General features: G+C 55.3%; 21 protein-coding genes. 17 read left to right on the top strand and 4 right to left on the bottom strand.

All coding sequences use genetic code 11. The features are described from left to right. Positions 1-50: 50 nt before the first annotated feature. The 5 genes from rlmD to eno all read left to right on the top strand — a co-directional run bounded on the left by rlmD (position 51) and on the right by eno (position 7,731). Positions 51-1,349, top strand: coding sequence for a 23S rRNA (uracil(1939)-C(5))-methyltransferase RlmD (rlmD, locus tag ECL_RS20535; protein ID WP_013098519.1), 1,299 nt, complete (start codon positions 51-53; stop codon positions 1,347-1,349). A 51-nt stretch (positions 1,350-1,400) separates the two neighbouring features. After that, positions 1,401-3,632 carry a GTP diphosphokinase gene (gene relA, locus ECL_RS20530; RefSeq protein ID WP_013098518.1) on the top strand — a complete coding sequence of 744 codons (2,232 nt, stop codon included), beginning with the start codon at positions 1,401-1,403 and terminating at the stop codon, positions 3,630-3,632. A gap of 66 nt (positions 3,633-3,698) precedes the next feature. Further along, complete coding sequence (gene mazG, locus ECL_RS20525) at positions 3,699-4,490, top strand: nucleoside triphosphate pyrophosphohydrolase (RefSeq protein WP_013098517.1); 792 nt, start codon at positions 3,699-3,701, stop codon at positions 4,488-4,490. 223 nt (positions 4,491-4,713) lie between these two features. Next, the gene (gene pyrG, locus ECL_RS20520; RefSeq protein WP_013098516.1) at positions 4,714-6,351 is read left to right on the top strand and encodes a glutamine hydrolyzing CTP synthase; all 1,638 of its coding nucleotides are present in this window, start codon (positions 4,714-4,716) and stop codon (positions 6,349-6,351) included. 81 nt (positions 6,352-6,432) lie between these two features. Continuing rightward, complete coding sequence (gene eno / locus ECL_RS20515; RefSeq protein ID WP_013098515.1) at positions 6,433-7,731, top strand: phosphopyruvate hydratase; 1,299 nt, start codon at positions 6,433-6,435, stop codon at positions 7,729-7,731. A gap of 53 nt (positions 7,732-7,784) precedes the next feature. Here the strand turns inward: eno and ECL_RS20510 are convergent, their stop codons facing one another. Both ECL_RS20510 and ECL_RS20505 read right to left on the bottom strand, forming a co-directional pair. Further along, a complete protein-coding gene (locus ECL_RS20510) occupies positions 7,785-8,894 on the bottom strand; it encodes an SDR family oxidoreductase (RefSeq protein WP_028027975.1) in 1,110 nt (369 codons plus the stop codon). A gap of 356 nt (positions 8,895-9,250) precedes the next feature. After that, a complete protein-coding gene (locus ECL_RS20505) occupies positions 9,251-10,075 on the bottom strand; it encodes a MurR/RpiR family transcriptional regulator (protein ID WP_013098513.1) in 825 nt (274 codons plus the stop codon). A gap of 166 nt (positions 10,076-10,241) precedes the next feature. Between ECL_RS20505 and ECL_RS20500 the strand changes: the two genes are divergently transcribed. From ECL_RS20500 to queE, 3 genes are read left to right on the top strand one after another with little or no spacing between them, the layout of a single operon-like run. After that, positions 10,242-11,801 carry a maltose/glucose-specific PTS transporter subunit IIC gene (locus ECL_RS20500; RefSeq protein WP_013098512.1) on the top strand — a complete coding sequence of 520 codons (1,560 nt, stop codon included), beginning with the start codon at positions 10,242-10,244 and terminating at the stop codon, positions 11,799-11,801. Further along, the gene (locus ECL_RS20495) at positions 11,801-12,508 is read left to right on the top strand and encodes an N-acetylmannosamine-6-phosphate 2-epimerase (RefSeq protein ID WP_013098511.1); all 708 of its coding nucleotides are present in this window, start codon (positions 11,801-11,803) and stop codon (positions 12,506-12,508) included. The genes ECL_RS20500 and ECL_RS20495 overlap by 1 nt, the downstream gene beginning before the upstream one ends. A 54-nt stretch (positions 12,509-12,562) precedes the next feature. Next, complete coding sequence (gene queE / locus ECL_RS20490) at positions 12,563-13,234, top strand: 7-carboxy-7-deazaguanine synthase QueE (RefSeq protein ID WP_013098510.1); 672 nt, start codon at positions 12,563-12,565, stop codon at positions 13,232-13,234. 87 nt (positions 13,235-13,321) lie between these two features. On the opposite strand, the gene queD is transcribed toward queE, so the two are convergent. Further along, complete coding sequence (gene queD, locus ECL_RS20485) at positions 13,322-13,684, bottom strand: 6-carboxytetrahydropterin synthase QueD (protein ID WP_010434567.1); 363 nt, start codon at positions 13,682-13,684, stop codon at positions 13,322-13,324. 306 nt (positions 13,685-13,990) lie between these two features. On the opposite strand from queD, the gene cysJ reads away from it, so the two are divergent. Genes cysJ through cysH form a run of 3 tightly spaced genes read left to right on the top strand, consistent with a single transcriptional unit; the run spans position 13,991 to position 18,258 of the window. Next, on the top strand, positions 13,991-15,796 hold the full coding sequence (cysJ, locus tag ECL_RS20480; RefSeq protein ID WP_013098509.1) for an NADPH-dependent assimilatory sulfite reductase flavoprotein subunit: 1,806 nt from the start codon (positions 13,991-13,993) through the stop codon (positions 15,794-15,796). Further along, positions 15,796-17,508 (top strand): assimilatory sulfite reductase (NADPH) hemoprotein subunit, encoded by a 1,713-nt coding sequence (cysI, locus tag ECL_RS20475; protein WP_020689304.1) that lies wholly within the window; start codon positions 15,796-15,798, stop codon positions 17,506-17,508. The genes cysJ and cysI overlap by 1 nt, the downstream gene beginning before the upstream one ends. A gap of 15 nt (positions 17,509-17,523) precedes the next feature. Further along, positions 17,524-18,258: a phosphoadenosine phosphosulfate reductase gene (gene cysH / locus ECL_RS20470; RefSeq protein ID WP_013098507.1), complete on the top strand. Its 735-nt coding sequence runs from the start codon at positions 17,524-17,526 to the stop codon at positions 18,256-18,258. A 61-nt stretch (positions 18,259-18,319) separates the two neighbouring features. Here the strand turns inward: cysH and ECL_RS20465 are convergent, their stop codons facing one another. Then, positions 18,320-19,363 (bottom strand): aminopeptidase, encoded by a 1,044-nt coding sequence (locus ECL_RS20465; RefSeq protein WP_013098506.1) that lies wholly within the window; start codon positions 19,361-19,363, stop codon positions 18,320-18,322. Positions 19,364-19,609: 246 nt separating this feature from the next. Between ECL_RS20465 and cysG the strand changes: the two genes are divergently transcribed. The 6 genes from cysG to ftsB all read left to right on the top strand — a co-directional run bounded on the left by cysG (position 19,610) and on the right by ftsB (position 24,779). After that, complete coding sequence (gene cysG / locus ECL_RS20460; protein WP_164928069.1) at positions 19,610-20,959, top strand: siroheme synthase CysG; 1,350 nt, start codon at positions 19,610-19,612, stop codon at positions 20,957-20,959. 9 nt (positions 20,960-20,968) lie between these two features. Then, positions 20,969-21,877, top strand: a complete 909-nt coding sequence (gene cysD, locus ECL_RS20455; protein ID WP_008499613.1) for a sulfate adenylyltransferase subunit CysD — start codon at positions 20,969-20,971, stop codon at positions 21,875-21,877. Between the two features lie 9 nt (positions 21,878-21,886). Continuing rightward, positions 21,887-23,311 (top strand): sulfate adenylyltransferase subunit CysN, encoded by a 1,425-nt coding sequence (cysN, locus tag ECL_RS20450; protein WP_013098504.1) that lies wholly within the window; start codon positions 21,887-21,889, stop codon positions 23,309-23,311. Continuing rightward, positions 23,311-23,916, top strand: a complete 606-nt coding sequence (gene cysC / locus ECL_RS20445; protein ID WP_013098503.1) for an adenylyl-sulfate kinase — start codon at positions 23,311-23,313, stop codon at positions 23,914-23,916. The genes cysN and cysC overlap by 1 nt, the downstream gene beginning before the upstream one ends. Positions 23,917-23,974: 58 nt before the next feature. Further along, complete coding sequence (locus ECL_RS20440; protein ID WP_013098502.1) at positions 23,975-24,301, top strand: DUF3561 family protein; 327 nt, start codon at positions 23,975-23,977, stop codon at positions 24,299-24,301. Positions 24,302-24,467: 166 nt separating this feature from the next. Then, positions 24,468-24,779 (top strand): cell division protein FtsB, encoded by a 312-nt coding sequence (ftsB, locus tag ECL_RS20435; RefSeq protein WP_003862095.1) that lies wholly within the window; start codon positions 24,468-24,470, stop codon positions 24,777-24,779. Positions 24,780-24,795 lie beyond the last annotated feature (16 nt).

Raw genomic sequence — 24,795 nt, 5'->3', positions numbered from 1 at the left:
CGTTATGGGACAATTAAGATAATTATGTATATTTGAGAAAATTCCCGGCGATGGCGCAATTCTACTCTGCAAAGCGACGCGTGACGACGCGTCAGATCATCACTGTCGAAGCCACGGACCTTGACCCTTTTGGTCAGGGCGTCGCGCATCACAATGGTAAGACACTGTTTATAACAGGTTTGCTGCCCACAGAACGAGCAGAAATTACGCTGACGGAAGATAAACGCCAGTACGCACGCGGGAAGGTGAAGCGCCGTCTGACCACCAGCCCGGAGCGCACAGAGCCACGCTGCCCGCATTTTGGCGTCTGCGGAGGCTGCCAGCAACAACATGCCAGCGTAGTTTTACAGCAAAAAAGTAAGAGTAATGCCCTGGCACGCCTGCTCAGGCATGACGTTGACGACATCATTGCCGACCAACCCTGGGGCTATCGTCGTCGCGCGCGGCTGAGCCTAAGCTATCAGCCCAAAAACGAGCGGCTGGAGATGGGGTTTCGCAAAGCGGGCTCCAGCGATATCGTCGATATCAGGCAGTGCCCCATTTTGGTGCCCCGTCTTGAGGCATTGCTCCCGGACGTGCACGCATGCCTGTCCGGGCTAGACAGTGTTCGCCACCTCGGGCATGTGGAACTGGTCCTGGCAAACAATGGTCCGCTGATGGTGCTGCGCCATACCGCGCCGCTGTCCAAAAAAGACCGCGAAAAACTGGAACGCTTTTCGCATTCCCACGAGCTGGCGCTTTTTCTCGCCCCACAAAGCGAGATACTGGAGCAGGTTACAGGTGACGCGCCCTGGTATGCGTCAAACGGACTACGCTTAACGTTCAGTCCGCGGGATTTCATCCAGGTTAATGACGGCGTCAATCAGCAGATGATCGAAACCGCGCTGACGTGGCTGGATGTCCAGCCGACCGACCGCGTGCTTGATCTCTTCTGCGGCATGGGCAATTTCACGCTGCCGCTGGCCCGTAAAGCGGCGAGTGTTGTGGGGGTAGAAGGCGTCGACGCGCTGGTGGCGAAAGGCCAGGAGAATGCGCAACAGAACGGCTTGCAAAATGTGACATTCTTTCATCAAAATCTGGAGGAAGATGTCACGCAGCAGCCCTGGGCAAAACAGGGCTTTGACAAAATCCTGCTCGACCCGGCACGGGCAGGCGCACCGGGCGTGATGCAGCATATAATTAAACTCGCCCCGAAACGCGTGGTCTACGTTTCCTGTAACCCGGCAACGCTTGCCCGGGATAGCGAGGCATTACTCAGCGCGGGTTACCAGATTCAGCGTCTGGCAATGCTGGACATGTTCCCGCACACTGGGCATCTGGAATCAATGGTGTTGTTCGAGCACATCTAATTAGTTTGGCTTGTCGACTTCGACAGGCCCTGGTCCCTAAAGGAGAGGACGATGGTTGCGGTAAGAAGTGCACATCTTAATAAAGCTGGTGAGTTTGACCCTCAAAAATGGATCGCAAGTCTGGGAATTTCCAGCCAGCAGTCGTGTGAACGCTTAACCGAAACCTGGGCCTATTGTCAGCGCACCACGCTGGGGCATCCGGACGCCGAGCTGCTGCTGTGGCGCGGCGTGGAGATGGTCGAAATCTTATCCATGCTCAATATGGATATCGAAACGCTGCAGGCCGCGCTTCTGTTCCCGCTTGCCGATGCGGACGTCGTCACGGAAGACGTGCTGCGTGAAAGCGTCGGAAAATCGGTCGTGGCGCTGATCCACGGTGTCCGCGATATGGCGGCCATTCGTCAGCTCAAAGCCGCGCACACCGATTCCGTCTCCTCTGAACAGGTCGATAACGTTCGCCGGATGCTGCTGGCCATGGTGGATGATTTCCGCTGCGTGGTGATCAAGCTTGCCGAGCGTATCGCCCACCTGCGTGAAGTGAAGGACGCGCCGGAAGATGAGCGCGTACTCGCCGCCAAAGAGTGTACAAACATTTATGCGCCGCTGGCGAACCGCTTAGGCATTGGTCAGCTCAAATGGGAGCTGGAAGACTACTGCTTCCGTTATCTGCACCCGGCGGAATATAAGCGCATAGCGAAACTGCTGCATGAGCGCCGTATCGACCGCGAACACTATATTGAAGAATTTGTCAGCGGGTTGCGCCAGTCGATGAAGGAAGAGAACGTCCGTGCCGAAGTGTACGGTCGGCCAAAGCATATCTACAGCATCTGGCGCAAAATGCAGAAGAAACACCTCGCCTTTGACGAGCTGTTCGACGTGCGTGCCGTGCGTATTGTGGCGGAGCGTCTGCAGGACTGCTACGCCGCACTGGGGATCGTGCACACGCACTTCCGCCATCTGCCGGATGAGTTCGATGACTATGTCGCCAACCCGAAACCTAACGGCTACCAGTCTATTCATACCGTGGTGCTGGGCCCCGGCGGTAAAACGGTTGAAATTCAGATCCGTACCAAACAGATGCATGAAGACGCCGAGCTGGGTGTCGCCGCGCACTGGAAATACAAAGAGGGCACCTCGGGCGGAGCGCGCACCGGTCACGAAGACCGCATTGCCTGGCTGCGTAAGCTGATTGCGTGGCAAGAAGAGATGGCCGACTCCGGCGAGATGCTCGACGAAGTGCGCAGCCAGGTCTTCGACGACCGGGTGTACGTCTTTACGCCGAAAGGGGACGTTGTCGACCTGCCTGCCGGGTCAACGCCGCTCGACTTTGCCTATCACATCCACAGCGATGTCGGGCACCGCTGCATTGGCGCGAAAATCGGCGGGCGCATTGTGCCGTTCACCTACCAGCTGCAGATGGGCGATCAGATTGAAATCATCACCCAGAAGCAGCCAAACCCGAGCCGTGACTGGCTGAACCCGAACCTGGGGTATGTCACCACCAGCCGCGGACGCTCCAAAATTCACGCCTGGTTCCGTAAACAGGATCGTGACAAGAACATCCTTGCCGGTCGCCAGATCCTGGATGACGAGCTGGAGCATATAGGCATCAGCCTGAAAGAGGCGGAGAAGTTCCTGCTGCCGCGTTACAACTTTAATGAGCTCGATGAGCTGTTAGCGGCCATTGGCGGCGGCGATATTCGTCTCAACCAGATGGTGAATTTCCTGCAGGCGCAGTTCAACAAGCCAAGTGCGGCAGAGCAGGATGCGGCGGCGCTGAAACAGCTGCAGCAGAAAACCTACGCCCCGCAGCAGCGCAGCAAAGACAATGGCCGCGTGGTGGTGGAAGGCGTCGGCAATCTGATGCACCATATCGCCCGCTGCTGCCAGCCTATCCCGGGGGACGACATCGTCGGCTTTATCACCCAGGGGCGCGGGATTTCGATTCACCGCTCAGACTGTGACCAGCTTGCTGAGCTGCAGTCGCATGCGCCGGAACGCATCGTTGAAGCCGTCTGGGGTGAAAGCTACTCTGCCGGCTACTCGCTGGTGGTGCGCGTCACCGCCAACGACCGCAGCGGTCTGCTGCGCGACATTACGACCATTCTTGCCAATGAGAAGGTCAACGTGCTGGGCGTTGCCAGCCGCAGCGATACCCGCGAGCAGCTTGCCACCATCGATATGACAATCGAAATCTACAACCTGCAGGTGCTGGGCCGCGTGCTTGGCAAACTGAACCAGGTCCCGGATGTGATTGACGCGCGTCGTCTCCACGGCGGTTAAACATCCTCTTCTGTAAGCCGGGTAAGGCAACGCTGCCACCCGGCATTTTTTCATCAGGACAGAACTATGACTCAAATCGACCGCCTGCTCGGCATCATGAAACGCCTGCGCGACCCGGAAAACGGCTGCCCGTGGGATAAAGAGCAGACTTTCGCGACTATCGCCCCGTACACCCTCGAAGAGACCTATGAAGTACTGGACGCCATTTCACGTGAGGACTTTGACGACCTGCGCGGCGAACTCGGTGACCTGCTGTTCCAGGTGGTGTTCTATGCGCAGATGGCGCAGGAAGAGGGACGTTTTAATTTTAACGATATCTGCGCCGCCATTAGCGACAAGCTTGAGCGCCGCCATCCGCATATCTTTGGCGATGCCACGGCGGGCAACAGCGCGGAAGTGCTGGCGCGCTGGGAGCAGATTAAAAGCGCCGAGCGGGCTGAAAAATCCCAACACTCCGCGCTGGATGACATCCCGCTGGGTCTGCCCGCCCTGATGCGTGCCCATAAGATCCAAAAACGCTGCTCGGCAGTAGGGTTTGACTGGCACTCGCTTGGCCCGGTACTGGACAAAGTCCATGAAGAAATCGACGAAGTGATGCACGAAGCGCAGCAGGCCGTGGTGGATGAAGCAAAGCTTGAAGAAGAGATGGGCGATTTGCTGTTTGCCACCGTCAACCTTTCGCGCCACCTGGGTGTAAAAGCGGAAACGGCCCTGCAAAAAGCCAACCTTAAGTTCGAACGACGCTTTCGCGAAGTCGAGCGCATTGTGGCCTCGCGCGGCCTGGAAATGACCGGAATTGACCTCGATGTGATGGAAGAAGTCTGGCAGGAAGTAAAACGCCAGGAATCTGATCTCTAACGGAATTTTGCGATCAAGCGCAATTTGTGTGATTTTTTAAATGACAAGCGCTTGATTTGCGTCAAAAACATTTACCCAAAAGGGGCTATTTTCTCACTCCTTATGTTTGTCATGGCCTGGAATGGAGACGGAGAATGAAAGTTTGTGGCGCTCGCCGTGTTCGGGTATACTACTTTCCCGTCCTGGTTATTCCATCGTTTCACCCTAACTTCTCAGGTTCAGCATGACAACGAACTATATTTTTGTGACCGGCGGGGTCGTATCCTCTCTGGGTAAAGGCATTGCCGCAGCCTCCCTCGCAGCCATTCTTGAAGCCCGTGGCCTCAATGTGACCATGATGAAACTGGATCCGTACATCAACGTCGATCCTGGCACCATGAGCCCAATCCAACACGGGGAAGTGTTCGTTACTGAAGACGGCGCTGAAACCGATCTGGATCTTGGCCACTACGAGCGTTTCATTCGCACCAAAATGACCCGTCGTAATAACTTCACGACTGGCCGTATCTACTCCGACGTTCTGCGTAAAGAACGCCGTGGTGATTATCTGGGTGCAACCGTACAGGTTATCCCGCACATCACTAACGCTATCAAAGAACGTATCATTGCGGGTGGCGAAGGCCACGACGTGGTGCTGGTTGAAATCGGCGGTACCGTGGGTGATATCGAATCCCTGCCGTTCCTGGAAGCGATTCGCCAGCTGGCGGTTGATATCGGTCGTGAACACGCGCTGTTCATGCACCTGACGCTGGTGCCTTACATGGCAGCCGCAGGTGAAGTGAAAACCAAACCGACTCAGCACTCCGTGAAAGAGCTGCTCTCCATTGGTATTCAGCCTGACATTCTGGTTTGCCGCTCCGATCGCGCGGTTCCGGCGAACGAACGTGCGAAAATTGCATTGTTCTGTAACGTGCCTGAAAAAGCCGTTATTTCAATGAAAGATGTCGATTCCATTTATAAAATCCCGGGCCTGTTGAAATCACAGGGCCTGGACGATTATATTTGTAAACGATTCAGCTTGAACTGTCCGGAAGCTAACCTGTCTGAATGGGAACAGGTTATTTATGAAGAAGCCAATCCGGCTGGTGAAGTGACTATCGGTATGGTCGGCAAGTACATCGAACTGCCGGATGCCTATAAGTCCGTTATCGAAGCGCTGAAACACGGTGGTCTGAAGAACCGCGTCTCCGTGAACATCAAGCTGATTGATTCGCAGGATGTTGAAACACGTGGCGTCGAAATTCTGAAAGATCTGGATGCGATTCTCATCCCTGGCGGCTTCGGCTACCGTGGTGTAGAAGGCAAGATCGCCACTGCACGCTATGCGCGTGAAAACAATATTCCATACCTCGGCATCTGCCTGGGTATGCAGGTTGCGCTGATCGAATTTGCGCGCAACGTAGCGGGAATGGAAAACGCGAACTCTACGGAATTTGTGCCAGACTGTAAGTACCCTGTAGTGGCGCTTATCACTGAATGGCGCGACGAAGACGGTAACGTCGAAGTCCGTACCGAGAAGAGCGATCTGGGTGGCACTATGCGTCTTGGCGCACAGGCCTGCCAGTTGTCTGACGATAGCGTGGTTCGTAAGCTGTATGGCGAACCGGTCATCACTGAGCGTCATCGTCACCGCTATGAAGTCAACAACATGTTGTTGAAACAAATTGAAGCTGCGGGTCTGCGTGTTGCGGGCCGCTCCGGGGATGATCAGTTAGTCGAGATCATCGAAGTGCCAAACCACCCGTGGTTTGTCGCCTGCCAATTCCACCCGGAATTTACTTCAACGCCACGTGACGGGCATCCGCTGTTTGCAGGTTTCGTGAAAGCCGCCAGCGAGTATCAGAAGCGTCAGGCGAAGTAAAAAAGTTAGAACGGCAACGCGTACCTCCGGTACGCGTTGTTTGTCTGGAGTTTTAGTTTAACTTGTACTGAGGAAAATCTAATGTCCAAAATCGTTAAAGTCATCGGTCGTGAAATCATCGACTCCCGTGGTAACCCGACCGTTGAAGCCGAAGTTCATCTGGAAGGTGGTTTCGTCGGTATGGCAGCTGCTCCATCAGGTGCTTCTACTGGTTCCCGCGAAGCGCTGGAACTGCGCGATGGCGACAAATCCCGTTTCATGGGCAAAGGCGTACTGAAAGCTGTTGGCGCTGTAAACGGTCCTATTGCTCAGGCAATCATTGGCAAAGACGCTAAAGACCAGGCTGGCATCGACAAGATCATGATCGATCTGGACGGTACTGAAAACAAATCTAACTTCGGTGCGAACGCAATCCTGGCGGTTTCCCTGGCGAACGCCAAAGCCGCTGCGGCAGCGAAAGGTATGCCACTGTTCGAGCACATCGCTGAACTGAACGGCACCCCAGGCAAATACTCCATGCCTGTACCAATGATGAACATCATCAACGGTGGTGAGCACGCAGACAACAACGTTGATATTCAGGAATTCATGATTCAGCCAGTTGGCGCGAAAACCCTGAAAGAAGCAGTACGTATGGGTTCTGAAGTGTTCCACAACCTGGCTAAAGTTCTGAAAGCTAAAGGTATGAACACGGCTGTGGGTGACGAAGGTGGCTACGCGCCAAACCTGGGTTCTAACGCAGAAGCACTGGCTGTTATCGCTGAAGCAGTAAAAGCCGCTGGCTATGAGCTGGGCAAAGACATCACTCTGGCGATGGACTGCGCAGCATCTGAATTCTACAAAGACGGTAAATACGTTCTGGCTGGCGAAGGCAACAAAGCGTTCACCTCTGAAGAGTTCACTCACTTCCTGGAAGACCTGACCAAACAGTACCCAATCGTTTCTATCGAAGACGGTCTGGACGAGTCTGACTGGGATGGTTTCGCATACCAGACTAAAGTACTGGGCGACAAAATCCAGCTGGTTGGTGACGATCTGTTCGTAACCAACACCAAGATCCTGAAAGAAGGCATCGAGAAAGGCATCGTTAACTCCATCCTGATCAAATTCAACCAGATCGGTTCTCTGACCGAAACTCTGGCTGCGATCAAAATGGCGAAAGACGCTGGCTACACCGCTGTTATCTCTCACCGTTCTGGCGAAACTGAAGACGCTACCATCGCTGACCTGGCTGTTGGTACCGCTGCTGGCCAGATCAAAACCGGTTCTATGAGCCGTTCTGACCGTGTTGCTAAATACAACCAGCTGATTCGTATCGAAGAAGCTCTGGGCGAAAAAGCACCATACAACGGTCGTAAAGAGATCAAAGGCCAGGCATAATTGCTTAAGCCTTAAAATGAAAATGCCAGTCGAAAGACTGGCATTTTTTTTGGTTATTTGAAATCAACCGCCATTTGCTCCGGGATGCTCAACCCCCGGGTAGTTTGTACGCAGCGGGCAATATAGTCCGTAAAACGCGGCGGTTTAGGCATGCCCATACTGAGCAGCTTGTCGTTGCTGAAACGTACATTCAGTGTGGCAAAGGCCCCGTACAAGCGCATTGCTCTCAGCATCAGCCGTTCGTTGCAGGGGCCAAAAATATCCTTCAGCTCACGGCGCATTCTGACCAGCGTTTCGTAACTTACCTGGGCATACTTATCACCGACCGGGGCTTTCTCCAGCGCCTGTGCCATCGCATTATCAATATCCGCAAAGCGTACGCTGTTCTCTTCTCCGGCAGAAATATGTACCACTTCTCCCGGCTGCGCAGTGCTGTTAAGCAACATCAGCAGCGCATCGGCGCAGTAATCCACCGGGACGACATCTATTTTGTCTTCCATTGAGCACATGAATTTTTGCAGCATTAGCCCCATGCTGAAGACCCAGAAAATACTGCTCGACGGCGTACAGCCATGACGGGTATGGCCGACCACGATGGACGGACGGGCGATGAGCAGCGGCAGGTTGGGACAGTGCTGGCGCATCAGTTGTTCAATGGTGGATTTCGAATACGTATATTCCACCAGATGCTCGGCGTTTTCTCTGAACTCCGCGCTTTCGGCGACCAGCGAATCCTGCTCCGGCGTGCACGACATGGCTGTTCCCACATGCAGAAAGCGCTGTAAACCGGCAACCTGGTTCATGCGTCTGGCGAGCGCCAGCGTCCCTTCCACATTCACTTTCCAGATCAGCGGATTGTTACCAAATGACGCGACGGCCGCGCAGTTAAGAACATGCGTCACTTGTTCCAGACGCGGGTCGTTCAGGAATCCCTCCGGCTGGCTGAGATCGCCGATAAGGATATTCTCCTCACTCAACGCGGCCAGCGTCTCCTCTGAAACCTTGAATTTACGCATGTTGTCCCGCACGCGTTCCAGCCCTTGTTGCGGGTCACTGGCGCGCGCAAGCAGCAGTAATTTTACTGAACTATTGCTGGTCAGTATTTTTTCAAGTACTGCACCGCCCAGAAAACCAGTCACGCCTGTAATAAATAACATATTAATCTATACCGTCTCATAATGATTGATGAGGCGGATTGTAGGCAGGCAAAAGTAAACGGCATTTAAATAGAAAAATAGCAAAGCTGACGGCGTCTTAAGCTTATTTTAAGGTAAGGAATTCAGGTGGAAATATTGGACACTAGCGGAGTGAGAAAAATTCAATTTATAAATCAAATAATTTTAACTAACTGATTTTATTTTGTTATTTGTGCGATTTTATTGCTTTTAACACTCATTGAATATGTAATAAATAAAATAATTTGTTACACCATTATGCCGCGCACGAAATAACCGTATCAGCACTTAAATGGAATCGACATCACGCCATGCAGGCTATTTTATTTAGCCTGCAAAGGGTTTTAGAGTAATAAAGGCAGCGTTGCACTCGCGGTTTGCTGGCTAACCTCACCGTAATGGCTATCAATCGCAATCAGGGAAGTTGTAAGTAACTCAACCAGTAACATTACGCCCACTTTAGCATTGAGCGCGCCTGCGCTGAGTGGCCCTTCCGGTTTTGCGGCGACCAGCTGCATATCGCTAAGCGAAGCCAGCGGGCTGCGGGGCGTATTGCTAAGGGATAACACCTTAACGCCGCGTTTGCGTGCAAGTTTTACGACATGGAGCAAATCCCGCGTTGAACCGGAACTGGAAATGGCCACCACCAGCGTCCCTTCTGAAAGCGTTGCTGCATTCATGGCCGCACGATGCATATCGCTAAAAAGCTGTGCAGGTTTGCCGAGTCGCAACAGTTTGTAATGTAAATACTCACCGAGGATCGCGCTGGCGGCCACCCCATATATTTGTACGGCTTGCGCCTGATGCAGCGCCTGAGCGGCCTTTTCCAGCAGTGCTCTGTCGAGCAGTCTGGCGGTATCCTGCAGCGCCTGAACAGACTCATCGACGACGTTATCAATTTCGTCCCCGGCCACGCGTGCGGGCTGACCCTGCTGAATATCCAGCGCCAGTGCCATCTTGAATTCGTTATAGCCTTTGCAGCCGAGCGTCCGGCAAAGACGCGTCACGCTGGCTTCACTGGTGTGGCTCTCCCGTGCCAGTTCGGTGATCGTCAGGTAGAGCACCCGGGCCGGATCGTTGAGAACAAACTCTCCCAGTTTTTTTTGCGTGGGGCTGTACCCGGAAGCCTCCTGGCGCAGCTTCAGCAGCAGGTTTTCATGGTCTGACATGCTAGATCCTTAATGCGTTTCTCTGCGTCCTAGTGTGGCGGAAAGCGGGGCAGGGATGCCAGTCATTTCGAAAAAGTATGATCGTCGTCCTGGTTTCTGATGGTAATTTTCACTATTAAATATAATTATGGTAAAAATTTTCATCGTTAACTAAGGGGATGAAAAAATGATGCAAATGTTCAGTGGTGCTTCGTCCGGCGGATGGTTTGAAAAAGCGCAGCGCTTTGGCAAATCCTTTATGTTGCCCATCGCCGTACTGCCTGCGGCGGGTCTGCTGCTGGGGATAGGCGGCGCGTTATCGAATCCCAATACGCTTACGGCATATCCGTTTTTAGATGTGGACTGGTTACAGGCTATTTTCACCATCATGAGCAGCGCCGGTTCGATTGTGTTCGCGAATCTGTCGGTGCTGTTTGCCGTTGGGGTTGCCGTCGGGCTGGCAAAAAATGATAAAGGTACGGCAGGGCTGGCGGCGTTACTCGCGTTTCTGGTCATGAATGCCACCATTAACGCACTGCTGATCCTCACCGGAAAACTGGCGCACGAGAATCCGGGGGCGGTCGGGCAAGGCATGACGCTGGGGATCCAGACGCTGGAGACCGGCGTATTTGGTGGGGTGGTCATTGGTCTTGTGACCTGCGCGCTGCATCATCGGTTTAATAAGATCGCGCTGCCACAATTTCTGGGATTCTTTGGCGGGTCACGCTTTGTGCCGATTATCAGCTCACTGGCTGCGATCCTGGTCGGAGCCTTAATGACCGTAGTCTGGCCACATTTCCAGAAGCTGATCTTTGGTCTGGGCGGGCTGGTGGATGCGACCGGTTATCTGGGAACACTGCTGTACGGCTTCATTTTGCGCATGCTGGGCCCGTTCGGTTTACACCACATCTTCTACCTTCCGTTCTGGACCACCGCGCTTGGCGGCAGCGAGATTGTCAACGGGCAACTGGTTGAAGGTACGCAGCGGATCTTCTTCGCTCAGCTGGCCGATCCCACGACGCGCCAGTTTTATGAAGGAACGTCGCGCTTCATGTCCGGGCGCTTTATCACGATGATGTTTGGTTTGCTCGGGGCCTGCCTTGCGATGTATCACACGGCTAAACCGGAGAACAAAAAACGCGTCGCGGGGTTGTTGCTTTCAGCGGCATTAACCTCCTTCCTTACGGGGATCACCGAGCCCATCGAGTTCTCCTTCCTGTTTATCGCGCCGGTGCTGTACGTCATTCACGCATTTTTTGACGGGCTGGCGTTTATGCTCGCGCATATTTTACATATCACCATTGGGCAGACCTTCTCCGGCGGTTTTATCGACTTTGTGCTGTTCGGCATTTTGCAGGGGGAGGCCAAAACCCACTGGATGTTAGTGCCGCTGGTGGGCGTACCGTGGTTCTTCCTCTACTACTTCACGTTCCGCTATCTGATTAATCGCTTTGATTTTGCCACGCCGGGTCGGGAAAAGGAGGCGGTGGCCAATGACGTGACTTTAGTCCAGAGCGAACGCGCAAGTGCGGTGATCGCCGGACTGGGCGGAAAAGACAATCTGGAAGAGGTGGACTGCTGCGCCACGCGTCTTCGCGTCACGGTTAAAGACGGTAGCAAAGTGAATGACGCGGCGCTGAAAGCCACCGGTGCGCGCGGCGTGATTGTGCGCGGGAATGGCGTTCAGGTCATTTATGGTCCGCATGTCACGATTATCAAAAACGAAGTGGAAGAGATCTTATCGTAATGAAAACTGTACTGGATACCCTGAAGGGAAGACTGGTCGTCTCCTGTCAGGCGCTTGAGAACGAACCGTTGCATAGCCCGTTTATTATGTCGCGGATGGCGCTGGCGGCGCGTCAGGGAGGGGCTGCGGCCATCCGTGCCAACAGCGTGGTGGATATTGAGGCGATCAAAGAGCAGGTTACGCTGCCGGTTATTGGCATCATCAAGCGGGAGTACCCCGACAGCGAGGTGTTTATCACCGCAACGATGAAAGAGGTGGATGAACTGATGACCGTCTCCCCGGCGATCATTGCGCTTGATGCGACCGACAGGGCGCGGCCTGGCGGGGAATCTCTGGCAATGCTGGTTACGCGCATTCGTACCCGTTATCCCTCGGTGCTGCTTATGGCTGATATAGCCACTGTTGATGAGGCCGTCACGGCGCAGGCGCTGGGGTTTGATTGTGTCGGGACCACGCTTTACGGCTACACCGCGCAGACCGTCGGCCACGCCTTACCCGATGATGACTGTCAGTTTCTGAAAGCGGTACTGGCAGCCGTCACGGTACCGGTGGTGGCCGAAGGTAACGTGGACACCCCGGAACGCGCCGCCAGATGTCTGGCGTTGGGGGCGCATATGGTGGTGGTGGGCGGGGCAATCACCCGCCCGCAGCAGATTACGGAACGCTTTATGGCGGCAATTGACGCGCAAAGCACCGATCGAGCATGACCATCTCACGGGGATCTGCGATACTTATCGTTTATCCCCTTAACTGAGATGACTATGCAGTACCCGATTAACGAGATGTTCCAGACCCTGCAAGGCGAGGGTTACTTTACCGGCGTTCCCGCAATTTTTATTCGTTTACAGGGATGCCCGGTTGGCTGTGCCTGGTGTGATACCAAACATACGTGGGATAAACTCGCAGATCGGGAAGTGTCGCTGTTTAGCGTTCTGGCGAAAACCAAAGAGAGCGATAAGTGGGGGGCTGGCAGCGCGGAAGATCTGCTGGCCATTATTGGTCGTCAGGGCTGGACGGCGCGCCATGTGGTCATTACCGGGGGCGAACCCTGCATCCACGATCTGACGCCGCTGACCGAACTGCTCGAAAAGAACGGTTACAGTTGCCAGATTGAAACCAGCGGCACGCATGAAGTGCGCTGCTCCCACACCACATGGGTAACGGTATCGCCTAAAGTAAACATGCGCGGCGGCTACGACGTACTGTCTCAGGCGCTGGAACGTGCTGATGAGATTAAACACCCGGTAGGGCGAGTACGTGATATCGAAGCGCTGGATGAACTGCTGGCGACGCTGACGGACGAAAAACAGCGCGTGATTGCGCTGCAGCCTATCAGCCAGAAAGAAGACGCCACGCGCCTGTGCATTGAAACCTGTATCGCGCGTAACTGGCGCCTGTCGATGCAGACGCACAAATACCTGAATATTGCCTAAAAAAAGCCCGGTGGCGCTAGCGCTTACCGGGCCTACGTTTCCAGGCTTTTGTTGGCCGGGTAAGGCGAAGCCGATCCCCGGCAAGCATCACTCGCCGCGATACACGCAGCCTGCCGTACAGGTCTCTTTGATCATCACTGCGCTCAGCAGCGGTACCAGCGGTTTCATCTGATCCCAAATCCATTTTGCCAGCACTTCGCTGGTCGGGTTTTCAAGGCCCGGGATATCGTTCAGGTAATAGTGATCCAGACGATCGTAAGTCGGCTTAAATGCCGCCTTCAGCTCAGCAAAGTCCATGATCCAACCGGTATGCGGATCAACTTCACCGGTGATCTCAAGACGCACCATAAACGAATGCCCGTGCAGACGGCCGCATTTATGTCCTTCAGGAACATGCGGAAGGTGGTGGGCGGCTTCGAAGGTGAAATCTTTAAACAGTGTGGTGGACATGATCGCTCTCAGTAATGCGGAAAAAACCGCCGCATAGTACCGGAAAGCACAATTTTTAGCATTAACTAAAACGGCCTTTACCTTCATTGCAGCAAAAAAGCCGTCGCTTTGTGATTTATATCCTTATTTTACAGTCGGTTAGTTTATCGCTTTTACCGTTAAGAACGATAACTAAAACAGGTTAGTCCATTTGGTTATTTATTATTTCCATCCCTTCTTTAATTGTTATTATCCTCGCCGTTAACCTTATCTTCAGTTTGGATTTATTCGCTTAAAGTCCGCTTGGCTACTGGAACATAACGACGCATGACAACACAGGCCCCACCTTCAAATTTGCTTCCCCTGAACCCGGAGCAACTGGCGCGCCTTCAGGCTGCCACCTCTGATTTTTCTCCCACCCAGCTTGCCTGGGTCTCCGGCTATTTCTGGGGAATGCTCAACCAGCAGCCTGGCGCTGTGGCTGCGGCTCCGGCAACGGCGGTAGAAATTCCTGCCATTACGCTTATCTCCGCTTCGCAGACGGGCAATGCCCGCCGCGTGGCAGAAGCGCTGCGTGACGACCTGCTGGCCGCCAAACTGAACGTGAACCTGGTAAACGCCGGGGATTATAAATTCAAACAGATCGCGTCAGAAAAACTGCTGGTGGTTGTGGCCTCAACGCAGGGCGAGGGTGAACCCGCTGAAGAGGCGGTCGCGCTGCATAAATTCTTGTTCTCGAAAAAAGCGCCCAGACTCGATGGCACTGCGTTTGCCGTGTTCGGCCTGGGCGATACCTCTTATGAATTCTTCTGCCAGTCCGGTAAAGATTTCGACAGCAAGCTGGCGGAGCTGGGCGCAGAGCGCCTGCTGGACCGCGTTGATGCAGATGTGGAATACCAGGCTGCCGCTGCAGAGTGGCGTGCGCGCATTGTTGACGTGCTGAAAGCACGCGTACCGAAAGAGACACCAGCCCAGGCAGCGATCACCGCGACCGGCGTGGTCAACGACATTCACACCAGCCCGTACACCAAAGAGGCGCCGCTGTCGGCAAGCCTGTCGGTTAATCAAAAAATTACCGGTCGCGACTCTGAAAAAGATGTGCGCCATATCGAAATCGATCTGGGCGACTCGGGTCTGCGTTATCAGCCTGGCGATGCGCTGGGGGTCTGGTATCAAAACGATCCGGCGCTGGTCAAGGAGCTGGTCGAACTGCTGTGGCTGAAAGGCGACGAGCCTGTCACCGTCGAAGGCAAAACGCAGCCGCTCTCTGAAGCGCTGCAGTGGCACTTCGAGCTGACGGTAAATACCGCCAATATCGTTGAGAACTATGCCACCTTAACGCGCAGCGAATCGCTGCTGCCGTTAGTGGGCGATAAGGCAAAGCTGCAGCATTACGCGGCGACCACACCGATTGTCGATATGGTGCGTTTCTCTCCGGCACAACTGGATGCCGACGCGCTGATCGGCCTGCTGCGTCCGCTTACGCCGCGTCTGTACTCCATTGCCTCATCGCAGGCTGAAGTCGAGAGCGAAGTGCACATCACCGTGGGCGTGGTGCGGTACGACATCGAAGGCCGTGCCCGCGCGGGCGGTGCCTCCAGCTTCCTGGCCGATCGCGTGGAGGAAGAGGGCGAAGTGCGCGTCTTTATCGAGCACAACGACAACTTCCGTCTGCCGGCGAACCCGGAAACGCCGGTAATCATGATTGGCCCGGGTACCGGCATTGCGCCGTTCCGTGCCTTTATGCAGCAGCGTGCGGCGGACGAGGCACCGGGTAAAAACTGGCTGTTCTTCGGTAACCCGCACTTTACCGAAGATTTCCTCTATCAGGTTGAGTGGCAGCGCTACGTGAAAGAAGGGGTGCTGACCCGTATCGATCTGGCCTGGTCGCGCGATCAGAAAGAAAAAGTATACGTACAAGACAAACTGCGCGAACAGGGCGCAGAGCTGTGGCGCTGGATCAATGACGGTGCCCACATTTATGTCTGCGGTGACGCCAATCGCATGGCGAAAGACGTTGAGCAGGCACTGCTGGAAGTGATTGCCGAATTCGGTGGTATGGATGCCGAAGCGGCGGATGAATTTTTAAGTGAGCTGCGCGTTGAGCGCCGTTATCAGCGAGATGTCTACTAATGAGCGAAAAACATCCAGGACCCCTGGTGGTCGAAGGTAAACTGTCAGACGCCGAGCGCATGAAGCTGGAAAGCAACTATCTGCGCGGCACCATTGCTGAAGATCTGAATGACGGTCTCACCGGCGGTTTCAAAGGCGACAACTTCCTGCTGATCCGTTTCCACGGCATGTATCAACAGGATGACCGCGACATTCGCGCCGAGCGTGCTGAACAGAAGCTGGAGCCGCGTCACGCGATGCTGTTGCGCTGCCGTCTGCCGGGCGGAGTGATCACCACGACACAGTGGCAGGCGATTGATAAATTCGCCGGTGAAAACACCATTTATGGCAGCATTCGTCTGACCAACCGTCAGACCTTCCAGTTCCACGGCATTCTGAAGAAGAACGTGAAGCCGGTACACCAGATGCTGCACTCCGTCGGACTGGACGCGCTGGCGACGGCCAACGACATGAACCGTAACGTGCTCTGCACCTCGAACCCGTATGAGTCCGAGCTGCACGCTGAAGCCTATGAGTGGGCGAAGAAGATCTCCGAGCACCTGCTGCCGCGCACCCGCGCCTATGCGGAGATCTGGCTCGATCAGGAAAAAGTTGCGACCACCGATGAAGAACCGATCCTCGGTCAGACCTATCTGCCGCGTAAGTTCAAAACCACGGTGGTGATCCCGCCGCAGAACGACATCGATCTGCACGCCAACGACATGAACTTTGTGGCAATTGCCGAAAACGGCAAGCTGGTGGGCTTTAACCTGCTGGTGGGCGGCGGTCTGTCCATTGAACACGGTAACAAGAAAACCTATGCCCGCACCGCGAGCGAGTTCGGCTTCCTGCCGCTGGAGCATACGCTGGCCGTGGCGGAAGCGGTGGTCACCACCCAGCGCGACTGGGGTAACCGTACCGACCGTAAAAACGCGAAAACCAAATACACCCTGGAGCGCGTGGGCGTTGAGACGTTCAAAGAGGAAGTGGAGCGTCGCGCGGGGATCAAATTTGAGCCGATCCGCCCTTACGAATTCACCGGTCGCGGCGATCGCATCGGCTGGGTAAAAGGCATCGACAATAAATGGCACCTGACGCTGTTTATCGAAAACGGCCGTATTCTGGATTACCCGGGCCGTCCGCTGAAAACCGGCCTGCTGGAAATCGCGAAGATCCACAAAGGTGAGTTCCGCATTACCGCCAACCAGAATCTGATTATTGCTGGTGTGCCGGAAAGTGAAAAGGCGAAAATTGAGGCGCTGGCGCGTGACCATGGGTTGATGAATGCGGTCAAACCGCAGCGCGAAAACTCGATGGCCTGCGTGTCGTTCCCGACCTGTCCGCTGGCGATGGCGGAAGCGGAACGTTTCCTGCCGTCATTTACGGACAAAGTGGAAGCGATTCTGGAAAAACACGGTATTCCGGACGAGCATATTGTTATGCGCGTAACCGGCTGTCCGAACGGCTGTGGCCGCGCGATGCTGGCCGAGCTTGGGCTGGTGGGGAAAGCGCCGGGTCGCTATAACCTGCACTTGGGCGGTAACCGTATCGGCACGCGTATTCCGCGTATGTTCCGCGAGAATATCACTGAGCCAGAAATTCTCGATTCCATCGACGAGCTTGTCGGGCGCTGGGCGAAAGAGCGCGAAGCGGGTGAAGGCTTCGGCGACTTTACGGTGCGTGCGGGCATTATTCGCCCGGTGCTCGATCCCGCAAGGGATTTCTGGGAGTAACCACGAGAGGTAATTATGTCCGTACTCGATCTAAACGCGCTTAACGCATTGCCAAAAGTCGAACGCATTCTGGCACTCGCAGAAACCAACGCCCAACTGGAAAAGCTGGACGCCGAAGGGCGCGTGGCGTGGGCGCTGGAAAACCTGCCGGGTGACTACGTGCTGTCGTCGAGCTTTGGCATTCAGGCGGCGGTCAGTTTGCATCTGGTGAATCAGATCCGCCCGGATATTCCGGTGATCCTCACCGATACCGGCTATCTGTTCCCGGAAACCTACCAGTTTATCGATGAGCTGACGGACAAGCTTAAGCTGAACCTGAAAGTGTACCGCGCGGAGCAGAGCGCGGCCTGGCAGGAGGCGCGCTACGGCAAACTCTGGGAGCAGGGCGTTGAGGGCATTGAGAAATACAATGAGATCAACAAGGTCGAGCCGATGAACCGTGCGCTGAAAGAGCTGAACGCGCGGACCTGGTTTGCCGGTCTTCGCCGCGAGCAGTCCGGCAGCCGGGCCACGCTGCCGGTGCTGGCGGTGCAGCGCGGCGTGTTTAAAGTGCTGCCGATCATCGACTGGGATAACCGTACGGTGTACCAGTATCTGCAAAAGCACGGGCTGAAATACCATCCGCTGTGGGATCAGGGCTACCTGTCCGTGGGGGATACCCACACCACGCGCAAATGGGAACCGGGAATGGCGGAAGAAGAGACGCGATTCTTTGGGCTGAAGCGCGAGTGCGGGTTACACGAAGGGTAATGATTTTTCCTCCCTCTCCCGGTGGGAGAGGGTTGGGGTGAGGGCATCAGGCCGCACGACCTCAGGCTTTCCCCGCTTTCGCCAGCTCCTTCACCAGCGGCAGCATCACTTTCACCACATCGCGGCTGCGGTGCTCAATGCGCTGCGGCAGTGCGCTATCAATATGCTGCTGATTATCCAGCATCACGTTATGCCAGCTCGTCCCGTCCGGAAAGGCTTTCGTTTTAGCCCGCTGCTGATAGCCATCTTTCTTGCCTAACGCCCAGTTGGTGGCTTCGACGTACAGCACCGGGATGCCCGCTTTATCGAACACTTCACCGTCGTTACAGCAGCCCGTTCCGCGCGGATAAGCCGGATTGCCGCCAGGATTGGTCGTGGCATACACGCCATGGCTGCGCGCAATCGCCAGCGCCCGGTCACGGGTCAGTTTACGCACGGTACCCGGCGTACTCTGTCCGCTATTAAAATAGAGCTTATCGCCAACGATTAAATTATCGAGGTTAATCACCAGCAGCGTATTTTTCTTCTCCTCAGCGCTCATGCGCTTAAGGAAATTCTCCGCGCCGAGTTTGCCTTCCTCTTCGCCGCTGGTTGCCACAAAGCGAATACCGTATTTTGTCGGAATGTTTTTCATTCGCTCGGCCAGTTCAAGCATCACGCCCAGACCCGCCGCGTTATCGTCCAGCCCCTGCAGCGTCAGCCCGCCCAGATTGTTATCGGTATCGGCGTCGCTCATGGGCGCGTAAGTGTCCAGGTGCGCCATAATAATGATCTGCTCAGCCGCGCTACCTTCATGTGCCGCAATAACGGTACTGCCGGTCACGTTATGCCAGTTTTTTGTTTTATTTCGTGAGGTGTAGATATAGCGGCTGTGAAACGACCGGATATCGCTCTGGTAGCCCATATCGGCAAACTGCTGGCGAAGATAGTCAGCGGAAAGCATTTCCGCAGGGGAGCCGGTCATGCGTCCGGGAAAAACGGTGGCAATATGCCGCGCCTGCATATTGGCGATTTCACCATACGGTTGATTTTTTGCCTGAGCCGGAAGGATAAAGCAAACGCCGAGCGCCAGGGCAACGTATCGGTGGCGCATTGCGGAAAACATAGTGAGTCCTTAAAAACAGAGCAAAATTATAACCCGCTTAGTATGAAACTGTGATCGGCCATACACAATTTGAATTGCTCTTAAATGCCCGAAATTTCGCGTGTTAAGCACTTTTTGATATTTGCTTTTTCATCGCGTTATTCCATTGAGTAACTACTCATTCCAATTCGTAATTTCATTCGGTCTAAGCCGCCCCCTATAGTCCCTCTATTCCTCGTTGTTAGTGAGTTGTTGCTTGTGGACTATCTGCCCCTTTTTGCTGCGATTAAAGAAAAACCGGTACTGGTTGTGGGTACGGGTGAAATTGCCGATCGCAAAATCGCGTTTCTGCAGCGCGCGGGCGCGCAGGTGCGGGTTGTCGCAGAAACGGAGTTCGACGAGTCACAAATCGACAGCGTGGTGCTGGTGATTGCAGCGACGGAGGATCGCGAACTCAACCGACGCGTTTCCGAGGCCGCTCAGGCGCGTTACCGCCTGGTGAACGTGGTCGACGACCAGCCTTTGTGCTCGTTTATCTTCCCGTCGATTGTCGACCGCTCGCCGCTGCTGGTGGCGATCTCCTCCGGCGGTACCGCACCGGTGCTGGCGCGCGTGCTGCGGGAAAAGATTGAAGCGCTGTTACCAACCAGTCTCGGACGTATGGCAGAGAAAGCGAGCTACTGGCGCAACCATCTGAAAACCCGCCTGACCAGCGTAACGGAACGCCGTCGCTTCTGGGAGCGGGTATTCCGTGGCCGCTTTGCCAGCCTGATGCACGCCGGTAATGAGACGGCAGCGCAAAAAATCCTCGAAGACGAGCTGGATAACCCCGGCAGCACGGGCGGCGAGATCATTCTGGTAGGTGCTGGTCCGGGTGATGCCGGGTTACTGACCTTACGCGGACTGCAGGTGCTGCAGGACGCGGACGTGGTGTTCTATGACCATCTGGTCACCGACGGTGTGCGCGAGCTAATTCGTCGCGATGCCGAGCAAATCTGCGTGGGTAAACGCGCAGGCGAGCACTCGGTACCGCAGCACGACACCAATCAGATGCTGGTTGCCGCAGCGAAAGCAGGCAAAACCGTGGTGCGCCTTAAAGGGGGCGATCCGTTCATCTTTGGTCGCGGTGGCGAAGAACTGCAGGCGGCAGCCGAAGCGGGCGTGCCGTTCCAGGTGGTGCCGGGGATTACGGCGGCCTCCGCGGTAACGGCCTACGCAGGTATTCCGCTTACGCACCGCGATTACGCCCAGAGCGTGACCTTTGTGACTGGTCATTATAAGGCCGACAGTACGCCGTTTGACTGGTCGCATCTCGCCCAGAGCCGACAGACGCTGGCCATCTATATGGGCACCATGAAGGCGGCGGACATCAGTGAACAACTTATTCAGCACGGTCGCGAGGCGACAACGCCGGTGGCCGTGATTTCTCGCGGTACCCGCGTCGATCAGCGTGTGGTGACCGGTACGCTACAAGACCTTGCAGTCCTGGCGAAAGACGCCCCAATGCCCGCGCTTATCGTGGTGGGCGAAGTGGTACAGCTGCACAGCACGCTCGCCTGGTTTCAACATACAACAGACTCAGAGGGGTTTGGCTCCTCTGTGGTGAATCTGGCTTAAGGAACGGTTATGGACCAAAAACGACTTACTCACCTGCGACAGCTTGAAGCGGAAAGTATCCATATTATCCGCGAAGTGGCCGCCGAGTTCTCTAACCCGGTGATGATGTACTCCATCGGTAAAGATTCCAGCGTGATGCTGCATCTGGCGCGTAAAGCGTTTTATCCGGGTACGCTGCCGTTCCCGCTGCTGCACGTGGATACCGGCTGGAAATTCCGTGAGATGTATGAGTTCCGCGACCGTACTGCCAAAGCCTATGGCTGTGAGCTGCTGGTGCATAAAAACCCGGAAGGGGTGGCGATGGGCATTAACCCGTTTGTTCACGGCAGCGCCAAACACACCGACATCATGAAAACCGAAGGGCTGAAGCAGGCGCTGAACAAGTACGGTTTTGACGCCGCTTTCGGCGGTGCGCGCCGTGACGAGGAGAAATCCCGCGCCAAAGAGCGTATTTACTCCTTCCGCGACCGCTTCCACCGCTGGGATCCGAAAAACCAGCGTCCTGAGCTGTGGCACAACTACAACGGCCAGATCAACAAAGGCGAAAGCATTCGCGTCTTCCCGCTCTCCAACTGGACCGAGCTGGATATCTGGCAGTACATCTATCTGGAAAATATCGAGATCGTTCCGCTTTACCTGGCGGCTGAGCGCCCGGTGCTGGAGCGTGACGGCATGCTGATGATGATCGACGACGATCGCATTGATTTACAGCCGGGCGAAGTGATCAAAAAACAGATGGTGCGTTTCCGTACTCTTGGTTGCTGGCCGCTGACCGGCGCGGTGGAGTCCAACGCGCAAACGCTGCCAGAGATCATCGAAGAGATGCTGGTATCGACCACCAGCGAGCGACAGGGGCGCGTCATTGACCGCGACCAGGCAGGCTCGATGGAGCTGAAGAAACGTCAGGGTTATTTCTAAGGAGCCGCCATGAACACCACGATTGCCCAACAAATTGCCAACGAAGGCGGCGTAGAAGCATACCTGCACGCGCAACAACACAAGAGCCTGCTGCGCTTTCTGACCTGCGGTAGCGTTGATGACGGTAAAAGCACGCTGATTGGTCGCCTGCTGCACGACACGCGTCAGATCTATGAAGACCAGCTCTCTTCCCTGCATAACGACAGCAAACGTCATGGTACTCAGGGCGAAAAGCTCGACCTGGCGCTTTTGGTGGACGGCCTGCAGGCGGAGCGCGAGCAGGGCATCACCATTGATGTTGCGTACCGCTATTTCTCCACCGAAAAACGCAAATTTATTATTGCCGACACGCCGGGGCATGAGCAGTACACCCGCAACATGGCCACCGGTGCATCAACCTGTGAGCTGGCGATCCTGCTGATCGACGCCCGTAAAGGCGTGCTGGATCAAACCCGTCGTCACAGCTTCATCTCCACGCTGCTGGGGATCAAACACCTGGTGGTGGCGGTGAATAAAATGGATCTGGTGAACTTCAGCGAAGAGACCTTCGAGGAGATCCGCCAGAGCTACCTGACCTTTGCTGAACAGTTGCCGGGTAACCTTGATATTCGCTTTGTGCCGCTCTCGGCGCTGGAAGGGGATAACGTTGCCTCCCAGAGCGCCAACATGCCGTGGTACAGCGGCCCGATGCTGCTGGAAGTGCTGGAGACGGTTGAAATTCAGCGCGTGGTAGATACCCAGCCAATGCGCTTCCCGGTGCAGTACGTGAACCGCCCGAACCTCGATTTTCGCGGCTTCTCCGGCACCCTCGCCTCGGGCACCGTCACGGTGGGGCAGCGCGTCAAAGTGCTGCCGTCGGGTGTGGAGTCGTCCATTGCCCGTATCGTCACCTTTGATGGCGATCTGCAGGAAGCGGGTGCCGGTGAAGCGGTGACGCTGGTGCTGAAAGATGAGATTGATATCAGCCGCGGCGATCTGCTGGTGGATGCGCAGGAAACGCTGGCGGCGGTGCAGGGTGCTGCCGTGGATGTGGTGTGGATGGCTGAACAGCCGCTGACCGCAGGCCAAAGCTACGACATCAAAATTGCCGGTAAGAAAACCCGCGCCCGCGTGGACGGTATCCACTTCCAGGTGGACATCAACAATCTGACCCAGCGTGAAGTGAGCGAACTGCCGCTGAACGGTATTGGCCTGGTAGATCTCACCTTTGACGAGCCGCTGGTGCTGGACAAATATCAGCAAAATCCGGTAACGGGTGGACTTATCTTTATCGATCGCCTGACCAACGTTACGGTTGGTGCAGGTATGGTCCGCGAGCCTAATCAACAGGCGGCAGCGGTGTCTGAATTCAGCGCCTTTGAGCTTGAGCTGAATGCGCTGGTGCGTAAGCACTTCCCGCACTGGGGCGCACGCGATCTGCTGGGAGGCAAGTAATGGCCGCCCATGATGAGAACGTCGTCTGGCATCCTCATCCGGTCACCGTCGCTCAGCGGGAACAACTCCACGGCCACCGTGGGGTTGTGCTGTGGTTTACCGGGCTGTCCGGCTCCGGTAAATCGACGGTCGCGGGCGCGCTGGAAGAGGCGCTGCATCAGCAGGGGGTGAGCACCTACCTGCTGGATGGCGACAACGTGCGTCACGGCCTGTGCAGTGATTTAGGGTTTAGCGATGAAGACCGCAAGGAGAATATCCGTCGGGTTGGGGAAGTGGCCAGCCTGATGGCGGATGCCGGGCTGGTGGTGCTGACCGCGTTTATCTCGCCTCATCGCGCCGAGCGGCAGATGGTACGCGAGCGCGTCGGTCAGGATCGATTTATCGAGGTGTTTGTCGATACGCCGCTGGAAATCTGCGAAGCGCGCGATCCGAAAGGGCTGTACAAAAAAGCCCGCGCAGGCGAGCTGCGAAACTTCACCGGCATCGATTCGGTCTACGAAGCGCCTGAATCCCCTGAGATTCACCTGGAAGGTCAACAATTGGTAACAAATTTAGTAAGCCAATTATTAGACCTGCTCAGACGGGACGATATTATCAGATCCTGAGACGGTATCGTTCGGGAGCTGTCTTCCCGAACGATGAGTCACGGTCACAGGATTAGCTATGCGCAACAGTGAAAACTACATGATTACCACCGGGTCGGATCCGATAGCGACCGACGACGAGACGACCTGGTCCTTTCCCGGGGCCTTCGTCGGCTTCGTCTCGTGGTTGCTGGCGCTGGGCATCCCGTTTCTCATCTACGGCGGTAACACGCTGTTCTTCTTTCTCTACACCTGGCCCTTCTTCCTGGCGCTGATGCCCGTGGCGGTTGTCGTCGGCATCGCCCTGCATTCACTGCTTAACGGCAAACTCCTGTACAGTACCGTTGTCACGATTGTGACGGTGGTCCTGATGTTTGGTCTGTTATTTTTGTGGCTCATGGGCTAACTTCAGCCATAATTCAAACCGTAACCAACTGTGTGACGATATTGAGCAGGGCGATTCTGCGGAAAAAATGTGGTACATTTGCCCGCGATGTTGCGGCATCTCTGTTACTCCGGCATAGAGCGCCGGGGGCGTTGTGGGATGAAGATGCCGTTTTTCAGGGGGCAGGATGGGTAAACTAACGCTGCTGTTGCTGGCTCTGCTGGTCTGGCTGCAATATTCGCTGTGGTTCGGTAAAAACGGACTGCACGACTATAGCCGGGTAAGCGATGACGTCGCGGCTCAGCAGGCAACTAACGCCAAACTTAAGGCGCGAAACGATCAACTCTTTGCTGAAATTGATGACCTCAATGGCGGGCAGGAGGCGATTGAGGAACGCGCACGCAATGAACTCAGTATGACTAAACCGGGCGAAACCTTTTATCGTCTGGTTCCGGATGCGTCTAAACGCAATCAGGGCTCAGCACAAAACAATCGATAATCAGGCCCAGGATTAC

This window comes from Enterobacter cloacae subsp. cloacae ATCC 13047, from assembly GCF_000025565.1.
Taxonomy (GTDB): Bacteria; Pseudomonadota; Gammaproteobacteria; order Enterobacterales; family Enterobacteriaceae; genus Enterobacter; species Enterobacter cloacae.
The sequence above is the reverse complement of the archived record's forward strand: the minus strand, read 5'-3'. Positions and strand labels throughout refer to the sequence as shown.